The following is a 23,605-nucleotide window of genomic DNA, read 5'->3' as shown; positions in this document are numbered from 1 at the left end:
CGGATGGACTAGCCTCAAAGAGGTCCGGCGACGACTGAATTTCCGTGTGACGATAAAATGTTACCCTAAGGATGTTTAAGCTGGATGCCGGCCGTCGTCGCGCGCTGCGCGAACATCCGTTCACCGCTCTGGCCTGACGACATGGCCCTTGAGACACAGCCCTTATGACCCTGCCCTTCAGACAAGGAGGTTGAAGCGTGCCCACCCCTCGCCCCGATCGCTGGCCGAGCCGCTGGCTACTCTTGATACTGCTGTTTTTTGCAGCCCCGCTGATGGCACAACAGAGCGCCGGCTCGGGTGAGTCGTCGAGCGCGCCCACCGAGCAGCAGGCCCAGGAAGGGCCGGCCTACTCGACGATGGCCGACCTGTTGGAGAATCCGCAGTCGCGTCAGGCGTTGATCGATCAGCTGCGCAAGCTCGCCGCCGAGCAGCCCCGGGCCGGCGCCAGTGAGTCCCAGGGCAGCGCGCCCGCTGAAGCGAGCGCCAGCCAGGCCTCCGGCGACAGCGCCAAAAGCACCGAGAGCGCCGAAATCGCCTCCTTTCCGCGCCGCATGGCGCATATCACCAGCGCTTTCGCCGATGACATCGGCGGTCAGTTCACCGCCGTGGCGGCGCTGGTCAGCGGCTTCTTCGCCAGCGGCGACGCTGCCGCCAGCAGCGGCCCCGCCTTCAGCCTGAGCGACTTCCTCGATGCCGCGCTGGAGCTGGGCATGGTGATCGTCGCCACCGTGGGCGCCTTCTTCGTGCTGCGTGGCATCGCCGGACCGCTGTTCAACCGCTTCAGCCGCTGGTCGCTACAGGGTGAAGGGCGCGGGCATCTGCTGCGGGTGATCGTCGGCGTGATCCTGGCCGCCGTGGTCGACGTGGTGGTGGTGGCGCTCGCCTATGTCGCCGGCAACCTCGTCGCCACCTTCCTGGTCGGCGAGAGCGGCACCTTGAGCACGCGCTTCTCGCTGTTCCTCAACGCCTTCCTGATGATCGAACTGTTCAAGTGCGCGCTGCGCATACTGTTCGCCTCCAGCCACGAAGGCCTGCGCCTGGTGCCCATCAGCGCCGCCCAGGCACGCTACTGCAACGGCTTCCTGGCCAGCCTGGCCGGCTTCGTCGGCTACGGCATGCTGGTCGTGGTGCCGATTCTGAACCTCAACCTGTCGCCGGCCTTCGGCAAGGTCATCAGCGTGCTGATCATGCTGATCGCCCTGCTCGCGGCGATGACCGTGATCCTCAAGAAGCGCCTCGCGGTGCGTGACCTGATCCTGGGCAAGGCGGAGCAGGCGGGCATGGCCGCCTCCCGCGTCGCCCTGCGGATGCTGGCCGGGGTGTGGCACATCCTTGCCATTCTCTATGCGTTGATGGTGTTCGGGGTGACCCTGCTGCATCCGGAAACCGCCCTGCCGTTCGTGCTGATCGCCACTCTGAAGACGATCCTCTACATCGGTATCGGCATGCTGGTCTCGGGTCTGCTGACCCAGTTGATCGGGCGGCGCATCACGCTCTCCGATGAGCTGCGCCGACGCCTGCCGATGCTCGAGGGCCGGCTCAACGCCTATGTGCCGAGCTTCCTCAAGGTGATCCGGATCATCATCCTGATCGCGGTGGCGCTTTACACCCTGGATGCCTGGGGCGCCTTCGACCTGGCCGCCTGGTACGCCAGCGAAGCCGGCGCGCACACCGTCGCCGCGGTGATCCAGGTGCTGCTGATCCTGGCCATGGCTGCCATCGTGTGGATCGGCCTGGCGAGCCTGATCGAGAACTATCTCAATCCGGAAACCGGCGGCGGCGCCCCGACCGCCCGCGCCCAGACCCTGATGAGCCTGTTCCGCAACGCTCTGGCGATCACCCTGATCATCATGACGGTGATGATCGTGCTGTCGCAGATCGGCATCAACATCGGCCCGCTGATCGCCGGCGCCGGGGTACTGGGTCTGGCCATCGGTTTCGGTGCCCAGAAGCTGGTCCAGGACGTCATCACCGGGATCTTCATCCAGCTCGAGAACGCCATGAACACCGGCGACGTGGTCTCCGTGGGCGGCGTCACCGGCACCGCCGAGCGCGTCAGCATCCGCTCGGTGGCAATCCGCGACCTCTCCGGTACCTACCATATCGTGCCGTTCTCGTCGGTGGGCACGGTGTCCAACTTCATGCGTGAATACGGCAACCATGTCGGCGAGTACGGCATCGCCTACCGCGAGAACATCGATTACGCCATCGAGCAGCTGCAGGCGGCGTTCGAGGAGCTCAAGGCGAGCGAAGAGCACGGCCACAAGCTGCTGGCGCCGATGACCGTGGCCGGCGTGATCGCCCTGGCCGACAGCTCGGTCAATATCCGCGTGGTGATCAAGACCACCCCGGGCGACCAGTGGGGCGTGGGCCGCGCCTACAACCGCCTGGTCAAGCTCTACTTCGACAAGGCGGGCATCGAGATCCCGTTCCCGCACACCACGCTCTACTTCGGTGAAGATCGGGATGGCTCGGCGCCGCCGGCCCACGTGCGCGTGCTGCGCGATGAAAAACGCGACATTCCCGGCACCGCCCAGGAGACCTCGAGCGCGAAGCGGCCCGACACCGAGTCGCAAGATGCCACGCACAACAAACCGACCCACGACGACGTCGATGACGATGCCGGTGACGATCCGCGCTGAACGCGACAACGTGAAACAAAGAGGCCGCCCTTCGGGGCGGCCTTTTTTGTGCAAGGCGTTACACCAACGGGCCAGACCTGAGGGGGAAGCGCCGGCGATCTCGAGGTGACCGCCAGGCGCAGCCTGCCAGGTCGACGCGCGCCCTCCCGGTCAGACAGGGTCTAGGCGGAGGCGCCGGCACCCAGCATGGCGGCACCGCGCACGCCGCTGGCAGCGCCCAGGCGCGAGGCCACCACCCGCGGCATGGCCACACCAGGAAAGAGATGACGCCCGAGCGCCGCCGGCAGCTCGGCGACCACTTCCGGCAGGGTGGAGAGCCCGCCACCGATCACGATCGCCGCCGGGGCCAGCAGCTTGGTGACGTTGGCCAACGCCTCGCCGATCAGATCGACATGGCAGCGGTGGGCCAGCTCCGCCGCGGGGTCGCCCGCTTGCCAGGCGGCATACCAGGTCTCGGCACGCTCCGCCTCGCCGCCGAAGTGACGGAACAGCGTCACCAGCCCCGGGCCGGAGATATAACGCTCGAGACAGCCGTGCAGACCACAGCCACAGGCCAGACGCGGTAGATGATAACGCTCGCTCGCCGCCGCCGAGAGCGGGAGATGCCCCCATTCGCCGGCCAGGCCGCCGTGCCCGCCGAGCAGCCGCCCCTCGACGATCGCCCCACCGCCGGCACCGGTACCCAGGATCGCGCCGAAGGCGTGGCGCTCGCCCGCAGCGGCACCACCGGGGCCGACCTCCGAAAGAATGAAGCAGCGGCTGTCGTTGTCGAACGCCACCGGGCGGTCGAAGTGCTCGCTGAGTGACGCCGCCAGCGGTAGCTCACGCAGGCCGGGCAGATTGGCGGCGACGAGCCGCCCTCCGGCGTCGATCACACCGGGCAGGCCGAGCCCCAGGGTGCCACGCGCGCCGCCCTGCGCATCGGCCACGGCGACCATCGCCGCCAGCCGCGCCAGCAGTGCCGGACCATCCGCCGCGGGAGTCGCCTCGCGCCAGGTGGCAAGCCGCTGCCACTGGGAGTCGAAGACCCCGAGTTCGATCTTGGTACCGCCGACATCGATGCCGTAGTGCATGCCAACTCCTCTGGTGAGCGCCTCGCGGCGATAAAAAAGGGCGCCCACGGGCGCCCAGGAGAGCAATCGGTGACCGGGATCAGCGCGTCACGTCGCTGGGCTGCGGCAGCGCCGGCAGCGACTTGTCCAGCAGCGTGACGCTCTGCCGATAGTAGAGCTGGCTCTTGCTGTGGTCACCGAGGTTGGCATACAGCCGCGCCAGCTCCGCACACACCACCCCGCTCGGGCGCTGGCGCTGGCTCGCCTCGAAGTACTCCTGCGCCTTGCCCCAGTAGGCGTTGCGCAGCGACAGCCGGCCCAGGGTGAGCAGCAGATCGGGGTCGTTGGGCCGCTCCTGCAGCCACTTCTCGGCATACGCCAGCTGGCGCGCGGCATCGACATTGAGCAGGCCGTAGCGCAGTACCAGACGCGTGTCCCAGTGCTCTTTCAGGGCGTTGCGCAGCAGGCGCTCGGCGTCGCCCTCCTCGCCGCCCTTGATCAGCGCATCGCTGTAGAGCAGGACCAGCTCGACGTCGCTGCGCAGTGCATCGGGCATGTCCGCCCATAGCGAGCGCACCCGCTGCAGATTGCCCTCCTGCTGGGCAGCGTGGATCAGCAGCTCGCGATTGGCGCGCTGCTCGAGTTCGCGGCGCTCGTCGTCGGTGATCAGGTGATGCTTGTCGAGCCGCGGCAGCAGCCGGCGCAGGCCGTCCCAGTCGTTGACGCTGAGATAGGCCTGCTTGAGCAGCTTGAGCACCTGCGGATGCTCCGGTAGCTGCTGCTCGAGACGGGTCAGAGTGGCCAGCGCCTCCTCGAACTGCTGCCGGTCGAGCATCAGTTGCGCCTGCACCAGGCCGACCGCGGTATCGGCGCCCTCGGTGCTGTGGTGGGCGCGCTTGAGCAGCACGTCGGCCTGCTCGTAGCGGCCCTGATAGTGCGCCGCCAGGGCTGCCGAGAGATAGTTGACCAGCGGCGTGCCGGAGTCATCGGCGGCCTTGGTCAAGGCCTTTTCGGCACGCTTCCAGCGCCCCTCGGCCAGCGCCACCAGGCCACGCACGGTGCGCTTCATGGCGGTGCGGTGGCGAGTGCGGCTGTTCCACACCTTGAGCCGGCTCATCGGCCGGCGCAGGCGCATCAGCGCGCGCAGGCCGAAGTGCAGCACCAGGAAGGCGATCAGCAGCAGCACGCAACCGAACCAGAATGAGGTCTGGATCGAGGTGTCACCGACGCGGACGAACCAGTACCCCGGCAGCGACTGCATCAGCTGCCCGAACAGCGCGCCGACCGCCAGACCGAAGACGATCAGCAGGATCAGCTTTCTCATGCGCCCTCTCCCTGTGCCGATCCGTTCTGCGTCGCCTGACCGCCACCGTTCGCGTTACCGCTACCCGTGCCGTTACCGAAGCGCTTCTCGATGAACTGCTTGAGCAGCTGCGACGACTGGCTGATGTCCGGCAGCTCCGGACGCACGTTCTCGTCACGCAGCGAAGAGAGCTTGTCGAGGGCATTCTCGACACCCTGATTGTCGGTGTCGTAGTAGCCCTTGATCAGTTCGATCGCCTTGCCCAGGCTGGCCTGGTAGAGCTTGGGCTCGGCCTTGAGCAGCGCCAGCTGCGCCTGTTCCAGCAGCATGCGCACGTTCTGGCGCAGGTAGGACTCCTGCTCCGGGGTGATCAGCGCCTCCAGCGGCTGGTCGTGGCGACGCACGGTGACCAGATCCTTGAGCTCACGCCCCAGAGTGGCGAGCTGATCGCGCCAGCCACCGCTGGGCTGGGCGTCGCCCTTGCCGGCGGCGATCTGCTCGATGTCCTGCTTCAGCGGCAGGCGTGCCAGCTGCTCCTGCTGCGCCATCAGCGCCAGGTAGATGCCGGTGCGGTCGATCACCGGCACCGAGTCGAGCGCCGCCAGCTCCGACTGGATCGCGCGGCGGATCGGTACCAGCGCCGGGTTGTCGGCATCGCGCAGGCGCGCATCGGCGGCGTTGAGCAGCGCCTTGGCGCCGGGCACGTCGCGCTCCAGCTGCAGCCGCTGATTGGCCAGCCGCAGCAGATATTCGGCTTCGGCGTGGAGCCACTCGCGCGGGTCGGCCTGCTGCTGCTTGGCCAGCTCCGCGAGCACCTTGTCCAGCGTCTTGTCGAGGCTCTGGCGATACTGATCGAACTCGCCGCGCATCATCTTCAGCGACTGCTGGCGGTTCTGGTCGAGGTCGCCGACGCGCGAGCGCAGATCGTCGATGGCGCCGCGGTTGGACTGGACCTGATCCAGCTTCTGCTGCTGTTGCTGCAGCAGTTGCCAGCCGCGGTAGCCGATGGCCGCCACCGCGACCGCCAGCACGATGACCAGGATCAGCGCCAGCAGTCCGAGCTTGCCGCCCTTCCCGCCACCGCTGCTACCGCCACTGCCGACGGGCTTGGCACCCGATGGCGGTGCACCGCCGCCGTCACGCGACAGCGGCCCGCTGGACTTGGCCGACCTGGCGCTCGCCTTGTCCTGGCTCTTGGCGGCGTCGCGCTTGCCACCACTGCCTTGGCTACCGGCGCCAGCGGTCTTGGGGCCATCACTCTTGGCGCCGGCAGTCTTGGCACCCGCGTTCTGGGTCGTGTCGGCCTGGCCATCGCCGGCAGGAGCCGTCTCGTTCTTGGCGGCGCTGGCGGCCTTGCCACTGGTGCGGGAGGTGCTGGGTTCGCCGCTGGCATCCGGCCGGGTCACGTCCGGCTTGACCGGATCGGTACGCTCGGCGGTATCGGCAGCGCTGGTGGTCTCGGGTGTCGACGCGGCAGTCGACGAAGCGGTCTTGTCCTGCTCGGCTTTCCGAGCGTCGCCGTCGGCCTGATTGCCGGAAGCGGTGGCCGACTGCGGTTGTTGATCGTTTCGTTGCTTGCTCATCTACGCTGCCTTTACTCGTGATCACCCTGATCGAAGGTGGCGCCCGGACGGCGCGTCGGGTTGGCGACGGTGCCATCGGAGCAGGATCGAACCGGCCCTGGGCGGCGGGCCGGAAGGCCGGCCCCACCGAACACGCGAGATCAGCTCGCGCGCAGCGCAGTCACCGCCGCAGCCAGCGCCTCCGGCGTAGGCCCGGACGCCACGTGAAGCGAGCCGAATCCCAGCTGTCTCGCCAGTGTAGCCAACCGTCCACTCGAGACGATTAGCGGTTGGTTCAACGCTATCGGGCCACACCCGGTGGCCAGATGTTGCAATATTTCCCCGCTGGTCACCACCAGCGCCGCATAGTCGCCCTGGGCCAGCCAGGTCGCCGCCGGGGGCGCCGGCGGGCGGTAGCAGCGGCGGTAGAGCGTCAGCGTGTCGAGCATCGCGCCGCGCGCCGTCAACTGCTCGGCCAGCACCTCGCGACCGCCCTCACCGCGGGCCAGCAGCAGTCGCTTGCCCGCCACCGCCCGCAGCGACGGCGTATCGAGCAACCCCTCGCTATGCTCGCCGGCCCCCGCCGGGGGCAGCACGCAGGGCACCCCAAGCTCCTGATGCAGGGTTGCCGCCGTAGCCTGCCCCACTGCATAGAAGCGTAGCCGCTGGGGTAGCTGCGGCCAGTATGACGCAATCGCCTCGGCCAGAGATACGGCCGCCTGCGGACTCACCACGATGATGCCCTGAAAAGCGTCGAGATCGAGCACCAGCGCGCGCGCGGCATGGGCCAGCGGCAGTGGCTCGAACGCCAGCACCTCGAGCGCCACCGGCTCGCAGCCGGCCGCGCGCAGGGCCTGGGCCAGCACCGCGCCACGCTCGCCGGGGCGCGTGATCAGGACCCGGGCAGCCATCAGGCGCTCCCGTAGACCTCGGCCAGAATATCGCCAGCGCCCTGCTCCAGCAGCGACTCGGCAATGCGGATACCCAGCGCCTCCGGCTCCATCGCCGAGCCGCGCCCCTCGGCGCGCAGCACCTGGGAGCCATCCGGATGCCCGACGAGCCCACGCAGCCACAGGGTGTCGCCATCGTTCTCGAGTACCGCATAGCCGCCGATCGGCACCTGGCAACCACCATCGAGACGCGTGTTCATGGCGCGCTCGGCGCGCACCCGGGTCGCCGTGGGGCCGTGATCCAGGGTCGCCAGCAGCGCCACCAGATCGGCATCGTCATGGCGGCATTCGATGCCCAGTGCGCCCTGGCCGCAGGCGGGCAGGCTCTCCTCCGGCGACAGTTCGGCGGTGATCCGCTCACCCAGCTGCAGACGCTGGAGCCCGGCGGTGGCCAGAATGATCGCCTCGAAATCACCGGCATCGAGCTTGCCCAGGCGGGTCTGGACATTGCCACGCAGCGGCAGCACCTCCAGATCCGGGCGCCGCGCGGCCACCTGCAGCCCGCGGCGCAGGCTGGAGGTGCCGACCCGGGCCCCCTGGGGCAGGGCATCGACACTAGCGTAGGTGTTGGAGACGAAGGCGTCGGTCGGCGCCCCGCTTTCGAGAATCACCGACAGCCCCAGGCCGTCGGGGAAGTGCATCGGCACATCCTTCATCGAGTGCACGGCGAGATCGGCGCGGCCATCGAGCATCGCCTCCTCCAGCTCCTTGACGAACAGCGCCTTGCCGCCGATCTTGGCCAGCGGCGTGTCGAGGATCTTGTCGCCGCGCGTGGAGAGCGGCACCAGTTCGATCTCCAGATGCGGGTGCTGCTGCGCCAGCAGCGCCTTGACGTGTTCGGCCTGCCATAGCGCCAGCGCACTCTTGCGGGTGGCGATTCTCAATCTGTTAGCGTCGAGCACGCGGGTCTCCGAAGTCTGGGGCGCGGGGGCAAAGACCACCCGCCGCGGGGTGTACGTTCGTCGGCACGAACCTTGTAGGCATGATAAAGCAGTCACCCTGCCAGGAAAAATCACGCCCCCTCGACCTGGCCCCGGCGGCGCTCGCCCCCGTCCCACGCGGCCACGACTCTGGTACACTCCAGACAGCGTTTCGCCGGCCCGCGCGCGCCATGCGCGACCCGCGATCACACCCGGCCACCCGGCACCCATACCCGGTCAACCTAGGCAGAGTTCGTATTCGATGACGCAGGCAACCAACCAATCCTGGGGCGGACGTTTCAGCGAGCCCACCGACGCATTCGTCGCCGCCTTCACCGCTTCGATCTCCTTCGACAAGCGGCTCTACCATCACGACATCCGCGGCTCCGTGGCCCATGCCACCATGCTGGCACGGGTCGGCGTGCTGACCGAGGCGGAGCGTGATCGCATCATTCAGGGCCTGGGCGAGATCGAAGCCGAGATCGAGCGCGGCGAGATCGAGTGGTCGGTCGACCTGGAAGATATCCACATGAACGTGGAAGCGCGGCTCACCGACAAGATCGGCATTACCGGCAAGAAGCTGCACACCGGACGCTCGCGCAACGACCAGATCGCCACCGACATCCGCCTCTACCTGCGCGACGAGATCGACGCCGTGGCGGCGGAGCTGGCGCGCCTGCGACGCGGCCTGATCGAACTCGCCGAAGCCGAAGCCGACACCATCATGCCCGGCTTCACCCACCTGCAGACCGCGCAGCCGGTGACCTTCGGCCACCACCTGCTGGCGTGGCAGGAGATGCTCGCCCGCGACCACGAGCGTCTCTACGACTGCCGCAAGCGGGTCAACGTGCTGCCGCTGGGTGCCGCGGCCCTGGCCGGCACCACCTACCCGATCGACCGCCACGTCACCGCCGAGCTGCTCGGCTTCGAGCGCCCGGCGGAGAACTCGCTGGACGCGGTCAGCGATCGCGACTTCGCGATCGAGTTCACCGCCTTCGCCAGCATCCTGCTGATGCACATGTCGCGCATGAGCGAAGAGATGGTGCTGTGGGCCAGCGCCCAGTTCGACTTCGTCGATCTTCCCGACCGCTTCTGCACCGGCTCCTCGATCATGCCGCAGAAGAAGAACCCGGACGTGCCCGAGCTGGTGCGCGGCAAGACCGGCCGCGTCTATGGCCACCTGATGAGCCTGCTGACGCTGATGAAGTCGCAGCCGCTGGCCTACAACAAGGACAATCAGGAGGACAAGGAGCCGCTGTTCGACACCCTCGACACGGTCAAGGGCTGCCTGCGCGCCTTCGCCGACATGGCGCCGGCGCTGCGCGCCAAGCGCGCCAACATGCTCGAAGCGGCGCGCCGCGGCTTCTCCACCGCCACCGACCTGGCCGACTACCTGGTACGCGCCGGGGTGGCCTTCCGCGATGCCCACGAGATCGTCGGCAAGGCGGTGGCCTACGGCATCGAGTCGGGCAAGGATCTCTCCGAGATGTCCCTCGACGAGCTCCAGCGCTTCTCCACCACCATCGGCGCAGACGTCTTCGAGGTGCTGACCCTGGAAGGCTCGGTGGCGGCGCGCAACCATATCGGCGGTACCGCTCCGGATCAGGTGCGCGCCGCGGCCAGCCGCGCCCGCACGGCCCTCGACGCGCTTCAGGAGGCCCAGCATGTCGCGTAATCTGCTTCTCGTCGCCCTGCTCGCCCTGACCGGGCTGGCGGTGGCCGGCTGCGGCCAGAAAGGCCCGCTCTATCTGCCCGAGGACAACCAGGCGGCCAAGACCTACGATCCCCAGGGCACCCACGACGACGCCCAGCAGGGCGAGCCCGCACGGCAGGGTGACACCGCGCAGGCCCAGCCTCAGCATCCGTCCCAGACACCCCAGGCGGAGGCACAGCCGTGACGTTCGAAGCCTTCCCCCGGCATGACGGCGTGCTGCACGCCGAATCGGTCCCCCTGGCGCAGATCGCCGCCGACTACGGCACGCCCTGCTACGTCTACTCGCGCGCCGCGCTGACGCAGCAGTTCCGCGCCTACAGCGATGCCCTGGGCGATATGCCACATCTGGTCTGCTACGCGCTGAAGACCAACTCCAACCTGGCGGTGATCGACCTGCTGGCGCGCCTCGGCGCCGGATTCGACATCGTCTCCCAGGGTGAACTGGAGCGGGTACTGGCCGCCGGCGGCGACCCGGCCAAGGTGGTCTTCTCCGGGGTCGCCAAGCAGGCCGACGAGATGGCACGGGCGCTGGAGGTCGGCATCAAGTGCTTCAACGTCGAGTCGCGCCCCGAACTCGAGCGCCTCGAACGTGTCGCCGCCGAACGCGGCCAGGTGGCCAACGTCTCGATCCGGGTCAATCCGGACGTCGACGCCGGCACTCACCCCTATATCTCCACCGGTCTCAAGGACAACAAGTTCGGCGTCGCCGCCGACGAGGTGCTCGATCTCTATACCTGGGCGGCCGGGCGCGACCATCTCAGGGTGGTGGGGCTGGACTGCCATATCGGCTCCCAGCTCACCGAGCTGGCGCCCTTCCTGGATGCCCTCGACCGCTTGCTCGCACTGGTCGATCGCCTCGCCGAGCGCGGCATCACCCTCGAGCATCTCGATCTGGGTGGCGGCCTCGGCGTGGTCTATCAGGACGAGACGCCGCCGCCGGCCCAGGCGCTGGTAGCCGCCGTGCGCGAGCGGCTGGCCGGACGCGAGCTGACCCTGATCTTCGAACCGGGCCGCTCGATCGCCGCCAACGCCGGCGTGCTGCTGACCCGGATCGAGTACCTCAAGCCGGGCGAAAGCAAGAACTTCGCCATCGTCGACGCCGGCATGAACGACATGATCCGTCCCTCGCTCTATCAGGCGTGGCAGCGCATCGAGGCGGTCGATACCCGCGCCCCGCGCCCTAGCGCCTGCTACGACGTGGTCGGCCCGGTATGCGAAAGCGGCGACTTCCTGGGCAAGGCGCGCGAACTCGCCGTGGCCGAGGGCGATCTGCTGGTGGTGCACGCCGCTGGCGCCTATGGTTTCGTCATGGCCTCGAACTACAACAGCCGCGGCCGCCCGCCGGAGGTGCTGGTGGATGGCGAGACCTGCCATCTGGTGCGCCAGCGGGAGTCGCTCGCGTCGCTGTGGGCCCTCGAGTCGCGGCTGCCGGAGACGTCTTGATGCTGTTGAATTTCACCAAGATGCACGGCCTCGGCAACGACTTCATGGTGGTCGATCTGATCAGTCAGCGCGCCTACCTGCGCGACGAGCAGATCCGCCGCCTCGCCGACCGGCACTTCGGGATCGGCTTCGACCAGCTGCTGCTGGTGGAGCCACCGCGGCAACCCGACATGGATTTTCGCTATCGCATCTTCAACGCCGATGGCGGTGAAGTGGAGAACTGCGGCAACGGTGCGCGCTGCTTCGCGCGCTTCGTGATCGATCAGCGCCTGACTCACAAGCGCGAGCTGCGCGTCGAGACCCTGGGTGGCCCGCTGACGCTCAAGGTCGACCCCGATGGCCGGGTGCGGGTGGATATGGGCGCGCCGCGCTTCGCCCCGGCGGCGCTGCCGTTCAGCGCCGAGGAAGATGTCCCGCTGCACCCGCTCGAGGTCGACGGCCAGCCGCTGGCACTGAGCGTCGCCTCGATGGGCAACCCGCACGCGGTGATCGAGGTCGAAGACGTCGACAGCGCCCCGGTCGAGACCCTCGGCCCGGCGCTGCAGCGCCACCCGAGCTTCCCGCGTCAGGTCAATGTCGGCTTCATGCAGATCGAATCGCCCCACGCCATCCGCCTGCGCGTCTACGAGCGCGGCGCCGGCGAGACCCTGGCCTGCGGTACCGGTGCCTGCGCGGCGGTGGCCTGCGGTATCCGCCGCGGCGTGCTCGCGAGTCCGGTCGAGGTGACCCTGCGCGGCGGGCGGCTGACCCTGGAGTGGGCCGGGGGCGACACCCCGATGATCATGACCGGCCCGGCCGAGCGGGTCTTCGAGGGGCGCGTGCCGCTGAGCTGAACCCGGCCGCCGCCGTGCGCCGGCCACCTTGCCGGCCCTATAACAACGATCGGACAACCACCGGTGAGACCGGGCGCTCCCACAGGGCGCCCTGCCACGACTTCACCCGGGACGACAGGAGAACAGCCGCATGTCACGTGTCCAGGTCCCCGAGCCGCGTCAGACGCTCGACCCCGATCGGGTCGCCGAGTGGCTGGCCCAGCACACCGACTTCTTTGTCGGTCGCGAGGGGCTGCTGCAGCAACTCAAGGTGCCGCACCCGCATATCCCCGGCGCCGTCTCGCTGCTCGAACGCCTGGTGGTCGATCTGCGCCAGCGTGCCGAGAGCGCCGAGTGGCGGCTGGAGAACCTGCTCGAGTCGGCGCGCTACAACGAGGCGCAGTATCGGCGCACCCGCGAACTGGTGCTGGGGCTGATCGAAGCCGAGGACGCCGACGCCCTGGCCGAGGCGCTGTCGACCCAGCTCGCCGAACGCTTTCGCACCCAGGCCATCGGGCTGTGGCTGGACGCTCCGCCAGCGTGCCACGCCACGCCCCGAGACACGCGCCAGTGGCAGCCGCCGCGTTTTCGTCTCGACGCCGAGGCGCGCCAGCGCCTGGAACTTCTGCTCAACGAGCAGAGCAGCCGCTGCACCACGCTGTCGCAGGCCGACTGGGCGCATCTGCTGCCCCACTGCAAGGCACCCGAGGGTGCCGGCTCCTGCGCCATCACCCGGCTCACCCAGGGCGAGACGCTGGGCTTTCTGATCCTGGCCAGCCACGACAGCGAGCACTTCCGGGCCACCCTCGACACCCTCTTCACCGAGTATCTCGGCGAGGTGGTCAGCCGCCTGCTCAAGCGCGCCGAGCGCCCCCATGCAGGCGACGCTTGACGCCTTCCTGGCGCGCCTGGCCCGGCGCGCCAGTCCGGCCACGCTCGATGCCTATCGGCGCGACGTGGCTCAGCTCGCGGCCTGGCTCGACACCCAGGGCATTGCCACCTGGCAGGCACTCGACGTCGCCCTGATACGGCGTTACCTGGCGCATGAGCGCACCCGCGGCCTGGCGCCGCGCACCCTGGCCCGGCGCCGTGCGGCGCTGTCGCGCTTCGCCGACTTCCTGGTCAGCCAGGGCGAGCTCGACCACAATCCGGTCAAGCTGACCCAGGCACCGCGCCAGCCGCGCCATCTGCCCAGCCCGGTCGATGTCGACCTGCTCGGTCGTTTCCTCGACACGCCCCACGACGGCGAACCGCTGGCCATCCGCGATCAGGCCATGCTCGAGCTGTTCTACTCCTGCGGGCTGCGCCTGGCGGAGCTGGCAGGGCTCGACCTGGAGGCCCTCGACGCCCGCCATGTCCGCGTGCTGGGCAAGGGCGGCAAGCCGCGCCAGGTGCCGCTGGGACGGCGCGCGGCGGCGGCCATTCGCGACTGGCTGGGGGTGCGCAGCACGCTCGCCGGCGACGGCGAACGTGCGCTGTTCGTGGCTCAGCACGGCGGCCGGATCGGCCACCGCGCAATCCAGAGCCGCCTGGACGAGTGCGCCAAGCGCCGCGGTCTGCCCGAACACCTGCACCCGCACCGCCTGCGCCACTCCTTCGCCAGCCACCTGCTCGAGTCGAGCCAGGACCTGCGCGCGGTGCAGGAGCTGCTCGGCCATGCCAATCTTTCGACGACCCAGATCTATACCCGCCTCGACTGGCAGCAGCTCGCCGAGGTCTACGATCAAGCCCACCCGCGGGCCCGGCGCAAGCCGGGTGCTGCCCACGACGAACCCTGATCGCCATGCCGCTCGACGCCATCACCTTCGATCTCGACGACACCCTGTGGCACAACGGGCCCGTCATGGCCCATGCCGAACCGACCCACTACACCTGGCTGCTCGAGCAGATCGACGGCCGGCCGGAGGCGGAAGGCCGGCGCCTGGCCGAGACCTTTCCGCTGGAGGCCTACCAGCAGGTGCGCCAGCAACTGATGCAGCGCTTCCCGCTCAGCCGCGGCGACCATAGCTGGATTCGCGAGCGCGCCATGCTCGAGCTGCTGCGCGAGCACGGCCTGCCCGAGGCGGAGGCGCAGCGCTGGGCCGCCACCGGCTTCGAGCGCTTCATGCAGCTGCGCCACGCGGTGACGCCCTTCCCGGAAGTGGTGCCGATGTTCGAGGCCTGGGCGCGGCGCTACCGCCTGGGAGTGGTCACCAACGGCAACGTCGACGTGCGCCGCCTGGCGCTGGGCGACTACTTCGACGTGATCATCCTGGCCGGCGAAATGCATGCCCCCAAACCCGACACCCGCCCGTTTCTTACCGCCATGGCGCGTCTCGGCACCCAGCCGCACCGGGCGCTGCACGTGGGCGATCACTGGCAGGAGGACGTGCTCGCGGCGCAGCGCCTGGGCATGCACGCGGTGTGGATCGATGCCAAGCAGGAGGGAGAGCGCGAACTACCGCCGCGGGTGACGCGGATCACCCATGTCAGAGAGCTGCCGGCGGTGGTCGACCGGCTCGATCGAGGCGAGTAGTGCGTCGCGGGGAGAGCCTCGTGCCGCGGGCGCCGGGGGCTCAGCGTGCAGCCAGCCAGCGATCCATCACCGCGTAGGTCTGGTCGAGCCCCTGGCGCTTGAGCGCGGAGAACAGCTGCACGCTGACCAGATCCTCCCACTCGGCGAGCTGGCGCTTGACCTGCTGCAGCGAGGCCTTCGCCGGCCCCTGCTTCAGCTTGTCGGCCTTGGTCAGCAGGATATGCACCGGCAGTTCGCGGGCATCGGCCAGCTCCAGCAGCTGGATGTCGAAGTCGCTCAGCGGGTGGCGCACGTCCATCAGCAGAATCAGGCCGGCGAGGCCGCTGCGCCTTCGCAGATAGTCGGCGAGGTGCGACTGCCACTCCTTCTTCATCGCCTCGGGCACCTTGGCGTAGCCGTAGCCGGGCAGGTCCACCAGGCGCAGGGTGTCACCGTTCTCCAGACCGAAGAAGTTGATCAACTGGGTCCGCCCCGGGGTCTTGGAGGTACGCGCCAGCGCATTCTGCTGGGTGAGCGCATTGATCGCGCTCGACTTGCCGGCGTTGGAGCGCCCGGCAAAGGCGATCTCGATACCATCGTCCGGCGGGCACAGGGCCAGCTTGGGGGCGCTGATCAGAAAGCGGGCCGTCTGGTAGTTGCGGCGCGGGGGCGTCGAGGTCATGGCAAGGGCTCTACGGGCGGGCGTGATCGGTCGCGCGCAGTGTATCACGCCCTGCTGGGCGGGCGAGTGCTGCGCCAGCGGCAGGCACGCCAGGTGTCTGCCCGGGTATGCCCCTCTACTTTCACGTGTCATTCTGGCAGGCTACCCTCAGTGACATGAGGAGACGTCGGCCGCGACGCCCAGGGAACCTCCGGCATCCCGGGCGCTCAAAACCCCATGGCTCGCCGCCGAATCGATCCCGCGTCGAGACGTCCGTTTTCGATCCATCAGGAGCAGTACACGCATGATCAAGTCGCTTGTGGCGCTAATGGCAGGTCTCACCTTCTCCGGCGCCGTGATGGCCGCCGGCATCGTCGAAGGCAAGGATTATCAGGTCATCGAGCAACCGATGAAGTCCGAGGCACCGGCGAACAAGATCGAAGTCACCGAGGTGTTCTGGTACGGCTGCCCGCACTGCTACGCGCTCGAGAAGCCGCTCAACGAGTGGGTCGCCAGCCTCCCCGACGATGTCGAGTTCGACCGTATGGCGGCGCCGCTGGGCAGGGTGTGGGAACAGCATGCCAAGGCCTTCTACGCCGCCAAGTCGCTGGGCATCGAGCACGAGATGCGCCAGGACTTCATGGACGCGATCCACAAGCAGGGCAAGCGCCTGACCGACGAGGATGACATCGCCGAGTTCTTCACCCACTACGGGGTGACCAAGGAGCAGGCGCTCAAGGCGCTCGACTCCTTCGGCGTGAAGAGCCAGATCCAGCAGGCGGCGGCCAAGATGCGCTCGTATCAGTTGATGGGCGTGCCCGACCTGATCGTCGACAACCACTATGTGGTGACCCCGGACTCCGCAGGCTCGCTCGAGAACATGCCGAAAATCGCCAGCGCGCTGATCGAGAAGGTGCGCGAGGAGCGCCAGGAGGCCAAGTGACACCATGTCCGTAGCCGCCTCGACGCCCGCCAGCGAGATCGCGCCGACGCTGAAGCTGCTGACCTGCAATCTGCAGGTCGGCATTCACACCTCGGCCTACCACCACTATCTGACCCGCAGCTGGCAGCACCTGCTGCCGCATCCCAAGCGCAGCTCGCGCCTGGACCGGGTCGCCGGCGCGCTGGCCGGCTTCGACATCGTCGGCCTGCAGGAGGTCGACGGCGGCAGCTTCCGCTCCAGCCACGTCAATCAGGTCGAGTATCTGGCCCGGCGCTCGGCCTTCGAGTACCACTTCCAGCAGCTCAACCGCAATCTGGGCCGGGTCGCCCAGCACAGCAACGGGCTGCTCTCGCGACTCTCGCCCAACCAGATCGACGAGCACCGCCTGCCCGGGATGCGCGGCCGCGGTGCCATCCATGCGCGCTACGGCAGTGGCCCTGACGCGCTGCATGTGTTCGTCGCCCATCTCGCCCTGAGCCAGCGCGGGCAGGCGCGTCAACTCGACTATCTCGGCGAGATCATCCGCCCGCTGCGCCACGTGGTGGTGATGGGCGATCTCAACTGCACCCCCGATCAGTTGCAGAGCCACACCCGCTTCTGCCAAGCCCTCGAGCTCGAACCGCTCAAGCCGCTGCCGAGCTACCCCGCCTGGCAGCCGCGGCGCGCGCTCGATCATATCCTGCTGTCGGCCTCGCTCAAGCCGGAAGGCTCGCGGGTGCTCGACGCGATGTTCTCGGATCACCTGCCGGTCGCCGTCGATGTCCATCTGCCCGCCGCCTGCCGCGTCAGCATCGGCCTGGGGCGCCAGGATCGGCGCCACGACGACCCCGCCTGAGCACGCACCAGAGCAGCCCGATCACGCTTGACCGGCTGACTCACACCGCGTTGGGCCGAGCCCTCCTGCTCGACGGCTCCGGTCGCTCGACGCCAGGCCCTGTCGATGTGTGACCCTCTCGATACGTGGCCCTCTAGAGACATCACCCTCTCGACGCCTCACCCCGCTTGCGGACACCCCCACCGTGGGGCCCATGAGGCGCACGCCCCTCATCGCCCAAGCCACCTCCCACCACGCACCACGCAAAAGCGCCTCCGAAGAGGCGCTTGAGTGAGCGGGCAAACGGCGGCTCGCGGCGTCAATAGGCGCTGTTGCCGGCGACCCAGTGGACCCAGTCGATCATCGGCGTGGGGTAGAGTCCCAGCAGAATCACCAGCGTGGCCACCCCGAGCACCACCATGCCCCCCGCGCGTTCGGCCCAGTCGTGGGTGGCGTCGCGGCTCTGCATGCCCGGCTCGTGCAGGAACAGCGTCACCATCACCCGCAGGTAGTAGTAGAGCCCGATGGCGCTGCCCAGCACCACACTGCCGACCAGCCACCAGCGATGCGCCTCCACCCCCACGGCAATGATGTAGAACTTGCCGATGAAACCGGCGGTGAAGGGGATCCCCGCCAGCGACAGCATCGACACGGTCATCACCGCGGTCAGGTAGGGGCGGCGCCAGAACAGGCCACGGTAGTGGTGCAGCGAGCTGGCGTCGGCAGGCCCCCCGGTGGGGGTGTAGGGGCTGGAGACCAGCGTGACCACGCCGAAGGCGCCCAGGGTGGTGATCACATAGGTCACCAGGTAGATCCCCACTGTCTCCACCGCCAGGCCGTCGTTGACCACCAGCGCCACCAGCAGATAGCCGAAGTGGGCGATCGAGGAGTAGCCGAGCAGCCGCTTGAGGTCGTTCTGGGTCAGCGCCAGCAGGTTGCCCACCAGCATGGTCACCACGGCGATGACCCCGAGCAGGTCGTGCCACCAGTTCTCGTGCAGCGCCAGCGCCGACTGGAACAGGCGCAGCAGGACCAGGAACACCGCCACCTTGCTCGCAGTGGCGAGGAAGGTGGTCGCCGGCCCCGGCCCGCCCTGATAGACGTCCGGCGTCCACAGGTGGAACGGTACGATCGACAGCTTGAACGCCAGCCCCACCAGCAGCAGCCCGGCCCCGGCCAGCAGCCAGGGATCGCTGCCCTGGGTCGCCAGCGCCTGGCCCAGGGCGTCGAAGTCGAGGGTCCCGGTCATGGCATAGAGCAGCGCCATGCCGAAGAGCAAAAAGGCGGTGGCCGCCGCCGACAGCACCATGTACTTGATGCCGCTCTCCAGCGCGCCGCGGTCACGCAGGGTGTAGGCGAGCATCCCGAACAGCGGCATCGACAACAGCTCGATACCGAAGAACAGCGTCGCCATGTGGCGCGCCGAGACCAGCACCAGGCCCCCGGCGGCGGCGCTCGTCAGCAGCAGGTAGAACTCGTCCCGCGGCCCGTCATAGCCCTCCAGATAGTGGTGCGCCAGGGTCACGCAGGCAAGCGTCGATATCAGCACCAGCACACCGCCGAAGCGCGCCAGGTCGTCGACCACCAGCAGATCGGTGACCGCCACCGTGCCCTGGGACCAGCCGAACAGCAGCGCCAGCAGCGCGGCGTTGAGGCCAACCGCAGTGATGACGGCGCTTAGCGCATGGTGTCGCCGCCAGGCGATCGAGAGCATCACCACGATGACGGTGAGACAGACCAGAATCAGCGGAGAGATCGCCATCAGCGCCGCCATCATTGTGCACCTCCCATCATCGCACCGGCTTGCTGAAAGCTCTGCTGTACCACCTGCATCGCCCCGGCCGAGGTCTCCAGCATGGGCTGCGGATAGACCCCGAAGAAGATCACCAGCGCCACGATCCCGAATAGCAGCGCCAGCTCACGTCGATCCAGCCCGCCCAGCGAGCTCTCCTCCTGGGGTGGCCCATAGTAGACCCGCTGCATGATGAACAGCGAGTAGACCGCGGCCAGGACCAGCCCCACGCTGGCGATCGCCACGGTCCAGGGAGCGACGCCGAAGCTGCCGAACATGACCATGAACTCGCCGACGAAGTTGGCGGTGCCCGGCAGCCCCAGCGAGGCCGCCACGAACACCAGGGCGAAGCCCGGCAGCCCGCGAATACGCCCCCAGAGCCCCCCCATCTGACGCATGTCGCGGGTGTGCAGCCGCTCGTAGAGCTGGCCGGAGAGAATGAACAGACCGGCGGCGGAGAAGGCGTGGGCCACCATCAGCGCAACCACGCCCTGCAGTGCCAGCTCGGTACCGGCGTAGATCCCGATCAGCACGAAGCCCATGTGGGAGATGCTGGTGTAGGCGATCAGGCGCTTCAGGTCCTGCTGGCCGCAGGCCAGGATGGCACCGTAGAAGATCCCGATCAGCCCCAGCGTCATCGCCACCGGCGCGAACGCCTGGGACGCCTCGGGGAACAGCGGCAGCGCGAAGCGCAGCATGCCGTAGGCCGCCGTCTTGAGCAGGATACCAGCGAGGTCGACGCTGCCCGCGGTCGGCGCCTGGGCGTGGGCGTCGGGCAGCCAGCCGTGCAGCGGCACCACCGGCAGCTTGACCGCGAAGGCAACGAAGAAACCGAGCATCAGCCACCACGCCACCTGCGGGTCCATCGGCGTATTCAACAGGTCGCCGTAGGCGAAGGTGTAGACCCCGGTCGCCGAATGGTGGACGAACACCAGCCCGAGGATCGCGATCAGCATCATCAGGCCGCTGGCCTGGGTGTAGATGAAGAACTTGGTCGCCGCCCCGATGCGCGAACTCCCCTTGGAGCCGCTGTGGCCCCACAGCGCGATCAGGAAGTACATCGGCACCAGCATCATTTCCCAGAACAGGAAGAACAGGAACAGATCGATGGAGAGGAAGACCCCGACCACCCCGCCGAGGATCCACAGCAGGTTGAGGTGGAAGAAGCCGACCCGGCGCACGATCTCGTTCCACGAGCAGACCACCGCCATCGCCCCGAGCAGCCCGGTCAGCGCGATCATCAGCAGCGACAGCCCATCCAGCGCCAGGTGCAGCTTGATACCGAAGCGTGGAATCCAGTCCGCCTGCCACTCCAGCACCCAGGCGTGGGTAGCGCCCTGGGCGGGCAACGAGAAGTCGCTGCCCGCCCAGATCCCGAGCACCATCACCAGCTCCAGGAGCATGGTAGCGAGGGCGATCCAGCGCGGTGCCCGGTCGCCGAAACGTTCGGCCTGCCAGCACAGCAGCCCGCCGATGAAAGGGATCAGAATCAGCCAGACCAGAATCATGAATCAGCCACCCGCGATGATGTGAAAAGCGTCGTTCGAGCGTTCACCGCCAAACGTCCCGTCTCTCTTGCTTGCTGCACGCGCATCGCCTCACCCCACCAGCAGATAGACGAGCAGCAGCGTGGCGCCGAGCACCATCGATACCGCGTAGTGGCGCAGCCGTCCGGTCTGGGTCAGGCGCAGTCCGTCGTGGGAGAGGCGCGCCAGCCACGGCAGCAGATTGCACAGCGAGTTGATCCAGTCGCCGCGGTTGATCCGTACCAGGCCGCGATAAGGGCGCACGAACAGCCAGTCGTAGAGCGCATCGAATCCCCAGGCGTCGTGCCAGAAGTGCCACAGCCAGTTGCCGCGTCGATCGGCCACCGCGCGCCGGATCAGATCGCGCCGGCGGCGGAACAGCCACAGCGCCAGCAGCACGCCGCCGACCGACACCGCCATGGCCACCAGCTCGAGGATGTGTTCGCCGGCCCCCTCGGTGTTGGGACCGGCCGGCAGCACATTGCCCAGCGGCTGAGTGATCTGGGCACCGATCGCGGTGGACAGCACGATCAGCACCACCAGCGGCACACCGTGGACCAGCCCCTTGTCAGCGCGCGCCTCGCGGGCGTGATCGCTCTTCGGCTGACCGTGGAAGGTGCCGAGGATCAGGCGCACGGTGTAGATCGAGGTGAGCAGCGCACCGAACACCCCCGCCGCCATCAGCACCGAGTGTCCGGCGCCCAGCGCCGAGACCAGGATCGCATCCTTGCTGTAGAAGCCGGCGGAGACCAGCGGCAGCGCCGCCAGCGCCGCCCCGCCCACCACGAAACCGGCGTAGGTGAGCGGCAACTTGCGCCACAGCCCGCCGAGCCGGCGCATGTCCTGCTCGTGGTGGGTACAGATGATCACCGAGCCGGCGGAGAGGAACAGCAGCGCCTTGAAGAAGGCGTGAATCATCAGGTGGAAGATCGCCGCGCTGTAGGCGCCCACGCCCAACGCCAGGAACATGTAGCCGATCTGGCTCATGGTCGAGTAGGCGAGCACGCGTTTGATGTCGGTCTGCGCCAGGGCGGCGAAGCCGGCAAGCGTCAGTGTCAGCGCCCCGATCACGCCGACCAGCAGCATCACGTCCGGGGCCAGCTCGAACAACCCATGGGTGCGCGCGATCAGATAGACCCCGGCGGTGACCATGGTCGCCGCGTGGATCAGCGCCGATACCGGCGTGGGGCCGGCCATGGCGTCGGCGAGCCAGGTCTGCAGCGGTAGCTGGGCCGACTTGCCCACCGCGCCACCGAGCAGCATCAGCGCCGTCAGCTGCGCCATCGGGTCGCCCTGGACCCACAGCTCCGGCGCCCGCGCCAGCAGCGTCTGCAGGTTGAGCGAACCGAGCTGGACGAACAGCAGGAACATGCCGATGGCGAGGAAGACATCACCGGTACGGGTGATCACGAACGCCTTGAACGCCGCCCAGCCGTTGGCCGGAGTGCGGTAGTAGTAGCCGATCAGCAGATAGCTGCACAGCCCCACACCCTCCCAGCCGAAGTAGAGCAGCAGCAGGTTGTCGCCCAGCACCAGCAGGATCATGCTGAACACGAACAGGTTCATGTGGCAGAAGAAGCGCGTCACCCCCTCTTCGCCGCGCATGTACCAGGCGGCGAACAGATGGATGAGGAAGCCGACCCCGGTGATCACCCCGAGCATGGTCAGCGACAGGCCGTCGAGCATCAGCCCCACGGTGGGCTGGAAATTGTCCACCGAGATCCAGTGCCACAGGGTCAGCGTGTGCGCCGCCTGGCCGTGGTCGTAGAAATCGAGACCGACCCCCAGGGTGCAGAGCGCGGCGAGCCCGATCGAGACCACCCCGACCGTGGCGCTGGCGCGCTCGCTCAGGCTTCCGAAGGAGAGCGCCAGGATCACGCCCCCCAGCAGCGGGAAGAGAAAGGTGCCCGTCAGCAATATGTCTGTGAAGTGGTTCATCCGCGCAACCTGCTCGCCGCATCGATATCGAGAGTCTTGAAGCGCCGGTAGAGCTGCATCAGCAGCGCCAGCCCCACGCTCGCTTCCGCCGCCGCCAGGGTGATCACCATCAGGAACATCACCTGGCCGTCGGCCTGGTGCCAGTGGGTACCGCCGACGATGAACGCCAGCCCCGCGGCGTTCATCATGATCTCCAGGCTCATCAGCACGAACAGCATGTTACGCCGCGTCATCAATCCGGCCAGCCCCAGCACGAACAGAATCGCCGCCAGTAGCAGACCATGCTCCATGGGTATGCCGCTCATGCCCCTCTCCCCTGTCGATCCACCGTCTCGTCGCCTGCCGCGGCGCTCGGCCGCGCGCTGGCCGCCGCGTTGTGGGAAGCCGTGTTGGCCGCCGCCATCTTCTCGGCCCGCTCACGCTGGCGCTCGCGCGCCAGATCCGCCTCGTCGTGGGCCTCGCTGCGGCCCAGGTGCGAGGCGGCCACCAGCGCCGCCAGCAGCAGCATCGCCGCCAGCTCGACCACCACCAGATAGGGGCCGAACAGCGTGATGCCGACCATCTTGGCAGTCAGCGTCTCACCGCTGATGGTGCCGTCATAGGCGCCACGTGCCAGGGTCACCACCATCACCACCAGTAGCACCCCGGCGAGCACCGCCGGCCCCACCCACAGTCTGGGCGCGAGCCAGGCGCGCTCCTGCTCCACCGCCGACTCGCCCAGGTTGAGCATCATCACCACGAACACGAACAGCACCATGATCGCGCCGGCATAGACGATGATCTCGAGCGCCCCGGCGAAGGGGGCGCCGAGGGCGAAGAACACCATCGCCACGCTGATCAGCGACACGATCAGATAGAGCAGCGCGTGTACCGGATGGGTCCCGGTGACCACGCGCAGGGTCGCCAGTATCGCGACCAGACCGCTCAAGTAAAACGCGAGTTGCATGACTTTCTCCCCGACAAACTGGCTACCCGACTCTCGCCTGCCCCGCAGCGTCCCGCTCAGCGGCGCTGGCGCGACTCGCCACGCCCGCCACCG

At 68.2% G+C, this 23,605-nt stretch carries 20 protein-coding genes and 1 pseudogene; 10 read left to right on the top strand and 11 right to left on the bottom strand.

What is annotated here, in order from left to right; translation table 11 throughout:
• Window positions 1-197 precede the first annotated feature (197 nt).
• Complete coding sequence (locus DOM66_RS09145; protein ID WP_342588193.1) at window positions 198-2,642, top strand: mechanosensitive ion channel domain-containing protein; 2,445 nt, start codon at window positions 198-200, stop codon at window positions 2,640-2,642.
• A gap of 161 nt (window positions 2,643-2,803) precedes the next feature.
• On the opposite strand, the gene DOM66_RS09140 is transcribed toward DOM66_RS09145, so the two are convergent.
• The 5 genes from DOM66_RS09140 to hemC all read right to left on the bottom strand — a co-directional run bounded on the left by DOM66_RS09140 (window position 2,804) and on the right by hemC (window position 8,411).
• Window positions 2,804-3,715 (bottom strand): ROK family protein, encoded by a 912-nt coding sequence (locus tag DOM66_RS09140; RefSeq protein ID WP_110674104.1) that lies wholly within the window; start codon window positions 3,713-3,715, stop codon window positions 2,804-2,806.
• A gap of 79 nt (window positions 3,716-3,794) precedes the next feature.
• Window positions 3,795-5,018, bottom strand: a complete 1,224-nt coding sequence (locus tag DOM66_RS09135) for a heme biosynthesis HemY N-terminal domain-containing protein (RefSeq protein WP_110674103.1) — start codon at window positions 5,016-5,018, stop codon at window positions 3,795-3,797.
• The gene (locus tag DOM66_RS09130; protein ID WP_110689931.1) at window positions 5,015-6,580 is read right to left on the bottom strand and encodes a uroporphyrinogen-III C-methyltransferase; all 1,566 of its coding nucleotides are present in this window, start codon (window positions 6,578-6,580) and stop codon (window positions 5,015-5,017) included. The genes DOM66_RS09135 and DOM66_RS09130 overlap by 4 nt, the downstream gene beginning before the upstream one ends.
• 140 nt (window positions 6,581-6,720) lie before the next feature.
• Entirely contained in the window at window positions 6,721-7,470 is a 750-nt protein-coding gene (locus DOM66_RS09125) for a uroporphyrinogen-III synthase (protein WP_110689930.1), read from the bottom strand.
• Window positions 7,470-8,411 (bottom strand): hydroxymethylbilane synthase, encoded by a 942-nt coding sequence (hemC, locus tag DOM66_RS09120; protein WP_110674100.1) that lies wholly within the window; start codon window positions 8,409-8,411, stop codon window positions 7,470-7,472. The genes DOM66_RS09125 and hemC overlap by 1 nt, the downstream gene beginning before the upstream one ends.
• Before the next feature lie 280 nt (window positions 8,412-8,691).
• Between hemC and argH the strand changes: the two genes are divergently transcribed.
• The 7 genes and pseudogenes from argH to DOM66_RS09085 all read left to right on the top strand — a co-directional run bounded on the left by argH (window position 8,692) and on the right by DOM66_RS09085 (window position 14,913).
• The gene (gene argH / locus DOM66_RS09115) at window positions 8,692-10,104 is read left to right on the top strand and encodes an argininosuccinate lyase (protein WP_110689929.1); all 1,413 of its coding nucleotides are present in this window, start codon (window positions 8,692-8,694) and stop codon (window positions 10,102-10,104) included.
• A pseudogene (gene lptM / locus DOM66_RS20115) lies at window positions 10,094-10,198 on the top strand (LPS translocon maturation chaperone LptM); the annotation flags it as partial. The gene argH and the pseudogene lptM, both read left to right, overlap by 11 nt.
• A gap of 125 nt (window positions 10,199-10,323) precedes the next feature.
• Window positions 10,324-11,586, top strand: a complete 1,263-nt coding sequence (gene lysA / locus DOM66_RS09105; RefSeq protein WP_110674097.1) for a diaminopimelate decarboxylase — start codon at window positions 10,324-10,326, stop codon at window positions 11,584-11,586.
• A complete protein-coding gene (gene dapF / locus DOM66_RS09100) occupies window positions 11,586-12,419 on the top strand; it encodes a diaminopimelate epimerase (RefSeq protein WP_110674096.1) in 834 nt (277 codons plus the stop codon). The genes lysA and dapF overlap by 1 nt, the downstream gene beginning before the upstream one ends.
• Before the next feature lie 130 nt (window positions 12,420-12,549).
• On the top strand, window positions 12,550-13,290 hold the full coding sequence (locus DOM66_RS09095) for a DUF484 family protein (RefSeq protein WP_110674095.1): 741 nt from the start codon (window positions 12,550-12,552) through the stop codon (window positions 13,288-13,290).
• On the top strand, window positions 13,274-14,176 hold the full coding sequence (locus tag DOM66_RS09090) for a tyrosine recombinase XerC (RefSeq protein ID WP_110689928.1): 903 nt from the start codon (window positions 13,274-13,276) through the stop codon (window positions 14,174-14,176). The genes DOM66_RS09095 and DOM66_RS09090 overlap by 17 nt, the downstream gene beginning before the upstream one ends.
• Before the next feature lie 5 nt (window positions 14,177-14,181).
• On the top strand, window positions 14,182-14,913 hold the full coding sequence (locus DOM66_RS09085; RefSeq protein ID WP_110689927.1) for an HAD family hydrolase: 732 nt from the start codon (window positions 14,182-14,184) through the stop codon (window positions 14,911-14,913).
• Between the two features lie 40 nt (window positions 14,914-14,953).
• Here the strand turns inward: DOM66_RS09085 and yihA are convergent, their stop codons facing one another.
• A complete protein-coding gene (gene yihA, locus DOM66_RS09080; RefSeq protein WP_110674092.1) occupies window positions 14,954-15,574 on the bottom strand; it encodes a ribosome biogenesis GTP-binding protein YihA/YsxC in 621 nt (206 codons plus the stop codon).
• A gap of 283 nt (window positions 15,575-15,857) precedes the next feature.
• On the opposite strand from yihA, the gene DOM66_RS09075 reads away from it, so the two are divergent.
• Together DOM66_RS09075 and DOM66_RS09070 are read left to right on the top strand one after the other, a co-directional pair.
• A complete protein-coding gene (locus tag DOM66_RS09075; protein WP_110674091.1) occupies window positions 15,858-16,496 on the top strand; it encodes a thiol:disulfide interchange protein DsbA/DsbL in 639 nt (212 codons plus the stop codon).
• A 4-nt stretch (window positions 16,497-16,500) separates the two neighbouring features.
• The gene (locus DOM66_RS09070; RefSeq protein ID WP_110674090.1) at window positions 16,501-17,331 is read left to right on the top strand and encodes an endonuclease/exonuclease/phosphatase family protein; all 831 of its coding nucleotides are present in this window, start codon (window positions 16,501-16,503) and stop codon (window positions 17,329-17,331) included.
• A gap of 298 nt (window positions 17,332-17,629) precedes the next feature.
• Here DOM66_RS09070 and nuoN read toward each other — a convergent pair whose 3' ends face one another.
• From nuoN to nuoJ, 5 genes are all read right to left on the bottom strand, one after another.
• On the bottom strand, window positions 17,630-19,087 hold the full coding sequence (nuoN, locus tag DOM66_RS09065; RefSeq protein ID WP_245392402.1) for an NADH-quinone oxidoreductase subunit NuoN: 1,458 nt from the start codon (window positions 19,085-19,087) through the stop codon (window positions 17,630-17,632).
• On the bottom strand, window positions 19,084-20,610 hold the full coding sequence (gene nuoM, locus DOM66_RS09060; RefSeq protein WP_110689926.1) for an NADH-quinone oxidoreductase subunit M: 1,527 nt from the start codon (window positions 20,608-20,610) through the stop codon (window positions 19,084-19,086). Before nuoM ends, nuoN begins: the two co-directional genes overlap by 4 nt.
• Window positions 20,611-20,700: 90 nt before the next feature.
• Window positions 20,701-22,566, bottom strand: a complete 1,866-nt coding sequence (nuoL, locus tag DOM66_RS09055) for an NADH-quinone oxidoreductase subunit L (protein WP_110689925.1) — start codon at window positions 22,564-22,566, stop codon at window positions 20,701-20,703.
• Window positions 22,563-22,871, bottom strand: coding sequence for an NADH-quinone oxidoreductase subunit NuoK (nuoK, locus tag DOM66_RS09050; RefSeq protein ID WP_035476129.1), 309 nt, complete (start codon window positions 22,869-22,871; stop codon window positions 22,563-22,565). The genes nuoL and nuoK overlap by 4 nt, the downstream gene beginning before the upstream one ends.
• Window positions 22,868-23,512 carry an NADH-quinone oxidoreductase subunit J gene (gene nuoJ, locus DOM66_RS09045; RefSeq protein ID WP_110689924.1) on the bottom strand — a complete coding sequence of 215 codons (645 nt, stop codon included), beginning with the start codon at window positions 23,510-23,512 and terminating at the stop codon, window positions 22,868-22,870. Before nuoJ ends, nuoK begins: the two co-directional genes overlap by 4 nt.
• Window positions 23,513-23,605: the final 93 nt, after the last annotated feature.

The organism is Salinicola endophyticus (genome assembly GCF_003206575.1).
GTDB classification, from domain to species: Bacteria; Pseudomonadota; Gammaproteobacteria; order Pseudomonadales; family Halomonadaceae; genus Salinicola; species Salinicola endophyticus.
The sequence above is the reverse complement of the archived record's forward strand: the minus strand, read 5'-3'. Positions and strand labels throughout refer to the sequence as shown.

Bases quoted from the DNA above. Each gene is read 5' to 3' on its own strand.
- DOM66_RS09075 (WP_110674091.1), top strand. From the start codon at position 15,858: ATGATCAAGTCGCTTGTGGCGCTAATGGCAGGTCTCACCTTCTCCGGC.
- DOM66_RS09140 (WP_110674104.1), bottom strand. From the start codon at position 3,715: ATGCACTACGGCATCGATGTCGGCGGTACCAAGATCGAACTCGGGGTC.
- yihA (WP_110674092.1), bottom strand. From the start codon at position 15,574: ATGACCTCGACGCCCCCGCGCCGCAACTACCAGACGGCCCGCTTTCTG.
- DOM66_RS09125 (WP_110689930.1), bottom strand. From the start codon at position 7,470: ATGGCTGCCCGGGTCCTGATCACGCGCCCCGGCGAGCGTGGCGCGGTG.
- DOM66_RS09090 (WP_110689928.1), top strand. From the start codon at position 13,274: ATGCAGGCGACGCTTGACGCCTTCCTGGCGCGCCTGGCCCGGCGCGCC.
- DOM66_RS09085 (WP_110689927.1), top strand. From the start codon at position 14,182: ATGCCGCTCGACGCCATCACCTTCGATCTCGACGACACCCTGTGGCAC.
- nuoM (WP_110689926.1), bottom strand. From the start codon at position 20,610: ATGATTCTGGTCTGGCTGATTCTGATCCCTTTCATCGGCGGGCTGCTG.
- DOM66_RS09070 (WP_110674090.1), top strand. From the start codon at position 16,501: ATGTCCGTAGCCGCCTCGACGCCCGCCAGCGAGATCGCGCCGACGCTG.
- nuoL (WP_110689925.1), bottom strand. From the start codon at position 22,566: ATGAACCACTTCACAGACATATTGCTGACGGGCACCTTTCTCTTCCCG.
- nuoN (WP_245392402.1), bottom strand. From the start codon at position 19,087: ATGATGGCGGCGCTGATGGCGATCTCTCCGCTGATTCTGGTCTGTCTC.
- DOM66_RS09095 (WP_110674095.1), top strand. From the start codon at position 12,550: ATGTCACGTGTCCAGGTCCCCGAGCCGCGTCAGACGCTCGACCCCGAT.
- nuoJ (WP_110689924.1), bottom strand. From the start codon at position 23,512: ATGCAACTCGCGTTTTACTTGAGCGGTCTGGTCGCGATACTGGCGACC.
- DOM66_RS09130 (WP_110689931.1), bottom strand. From the start codon at position 6,580: ATGAGCAAGCAACGAAACGATCAACAACCGCAGTCGGCCACCGCTTCC.
- nuoK (WP_035476129.1), bottom strand. From the start codon at position 22,871: ATGAGCGGCATACCCATGGAGCATGGTCTGCTACTGGCGGCGATTCTG.
- argH (WP_110689929.1), top strand. From the start codon at position 8,692: ATGACGCAGGCAACCAACCAATCCTGGGGCGGACGTTTCAGCGAGCCC.
- DOM66_RS09135 (WP_110674103.1), bottom strand. From the start codon at position 5,018: ATGAGAAAGCTGATCCTGCTGATCGTCTTCGGTCTGGCGGTCGGCGCG.
- dapF (WP_110674096.1), top strand. From the start codon at position 11,586: ATGCTGTTGAATTTCACCAAGATGCACGGCCTCGGCAACGACTTCATG.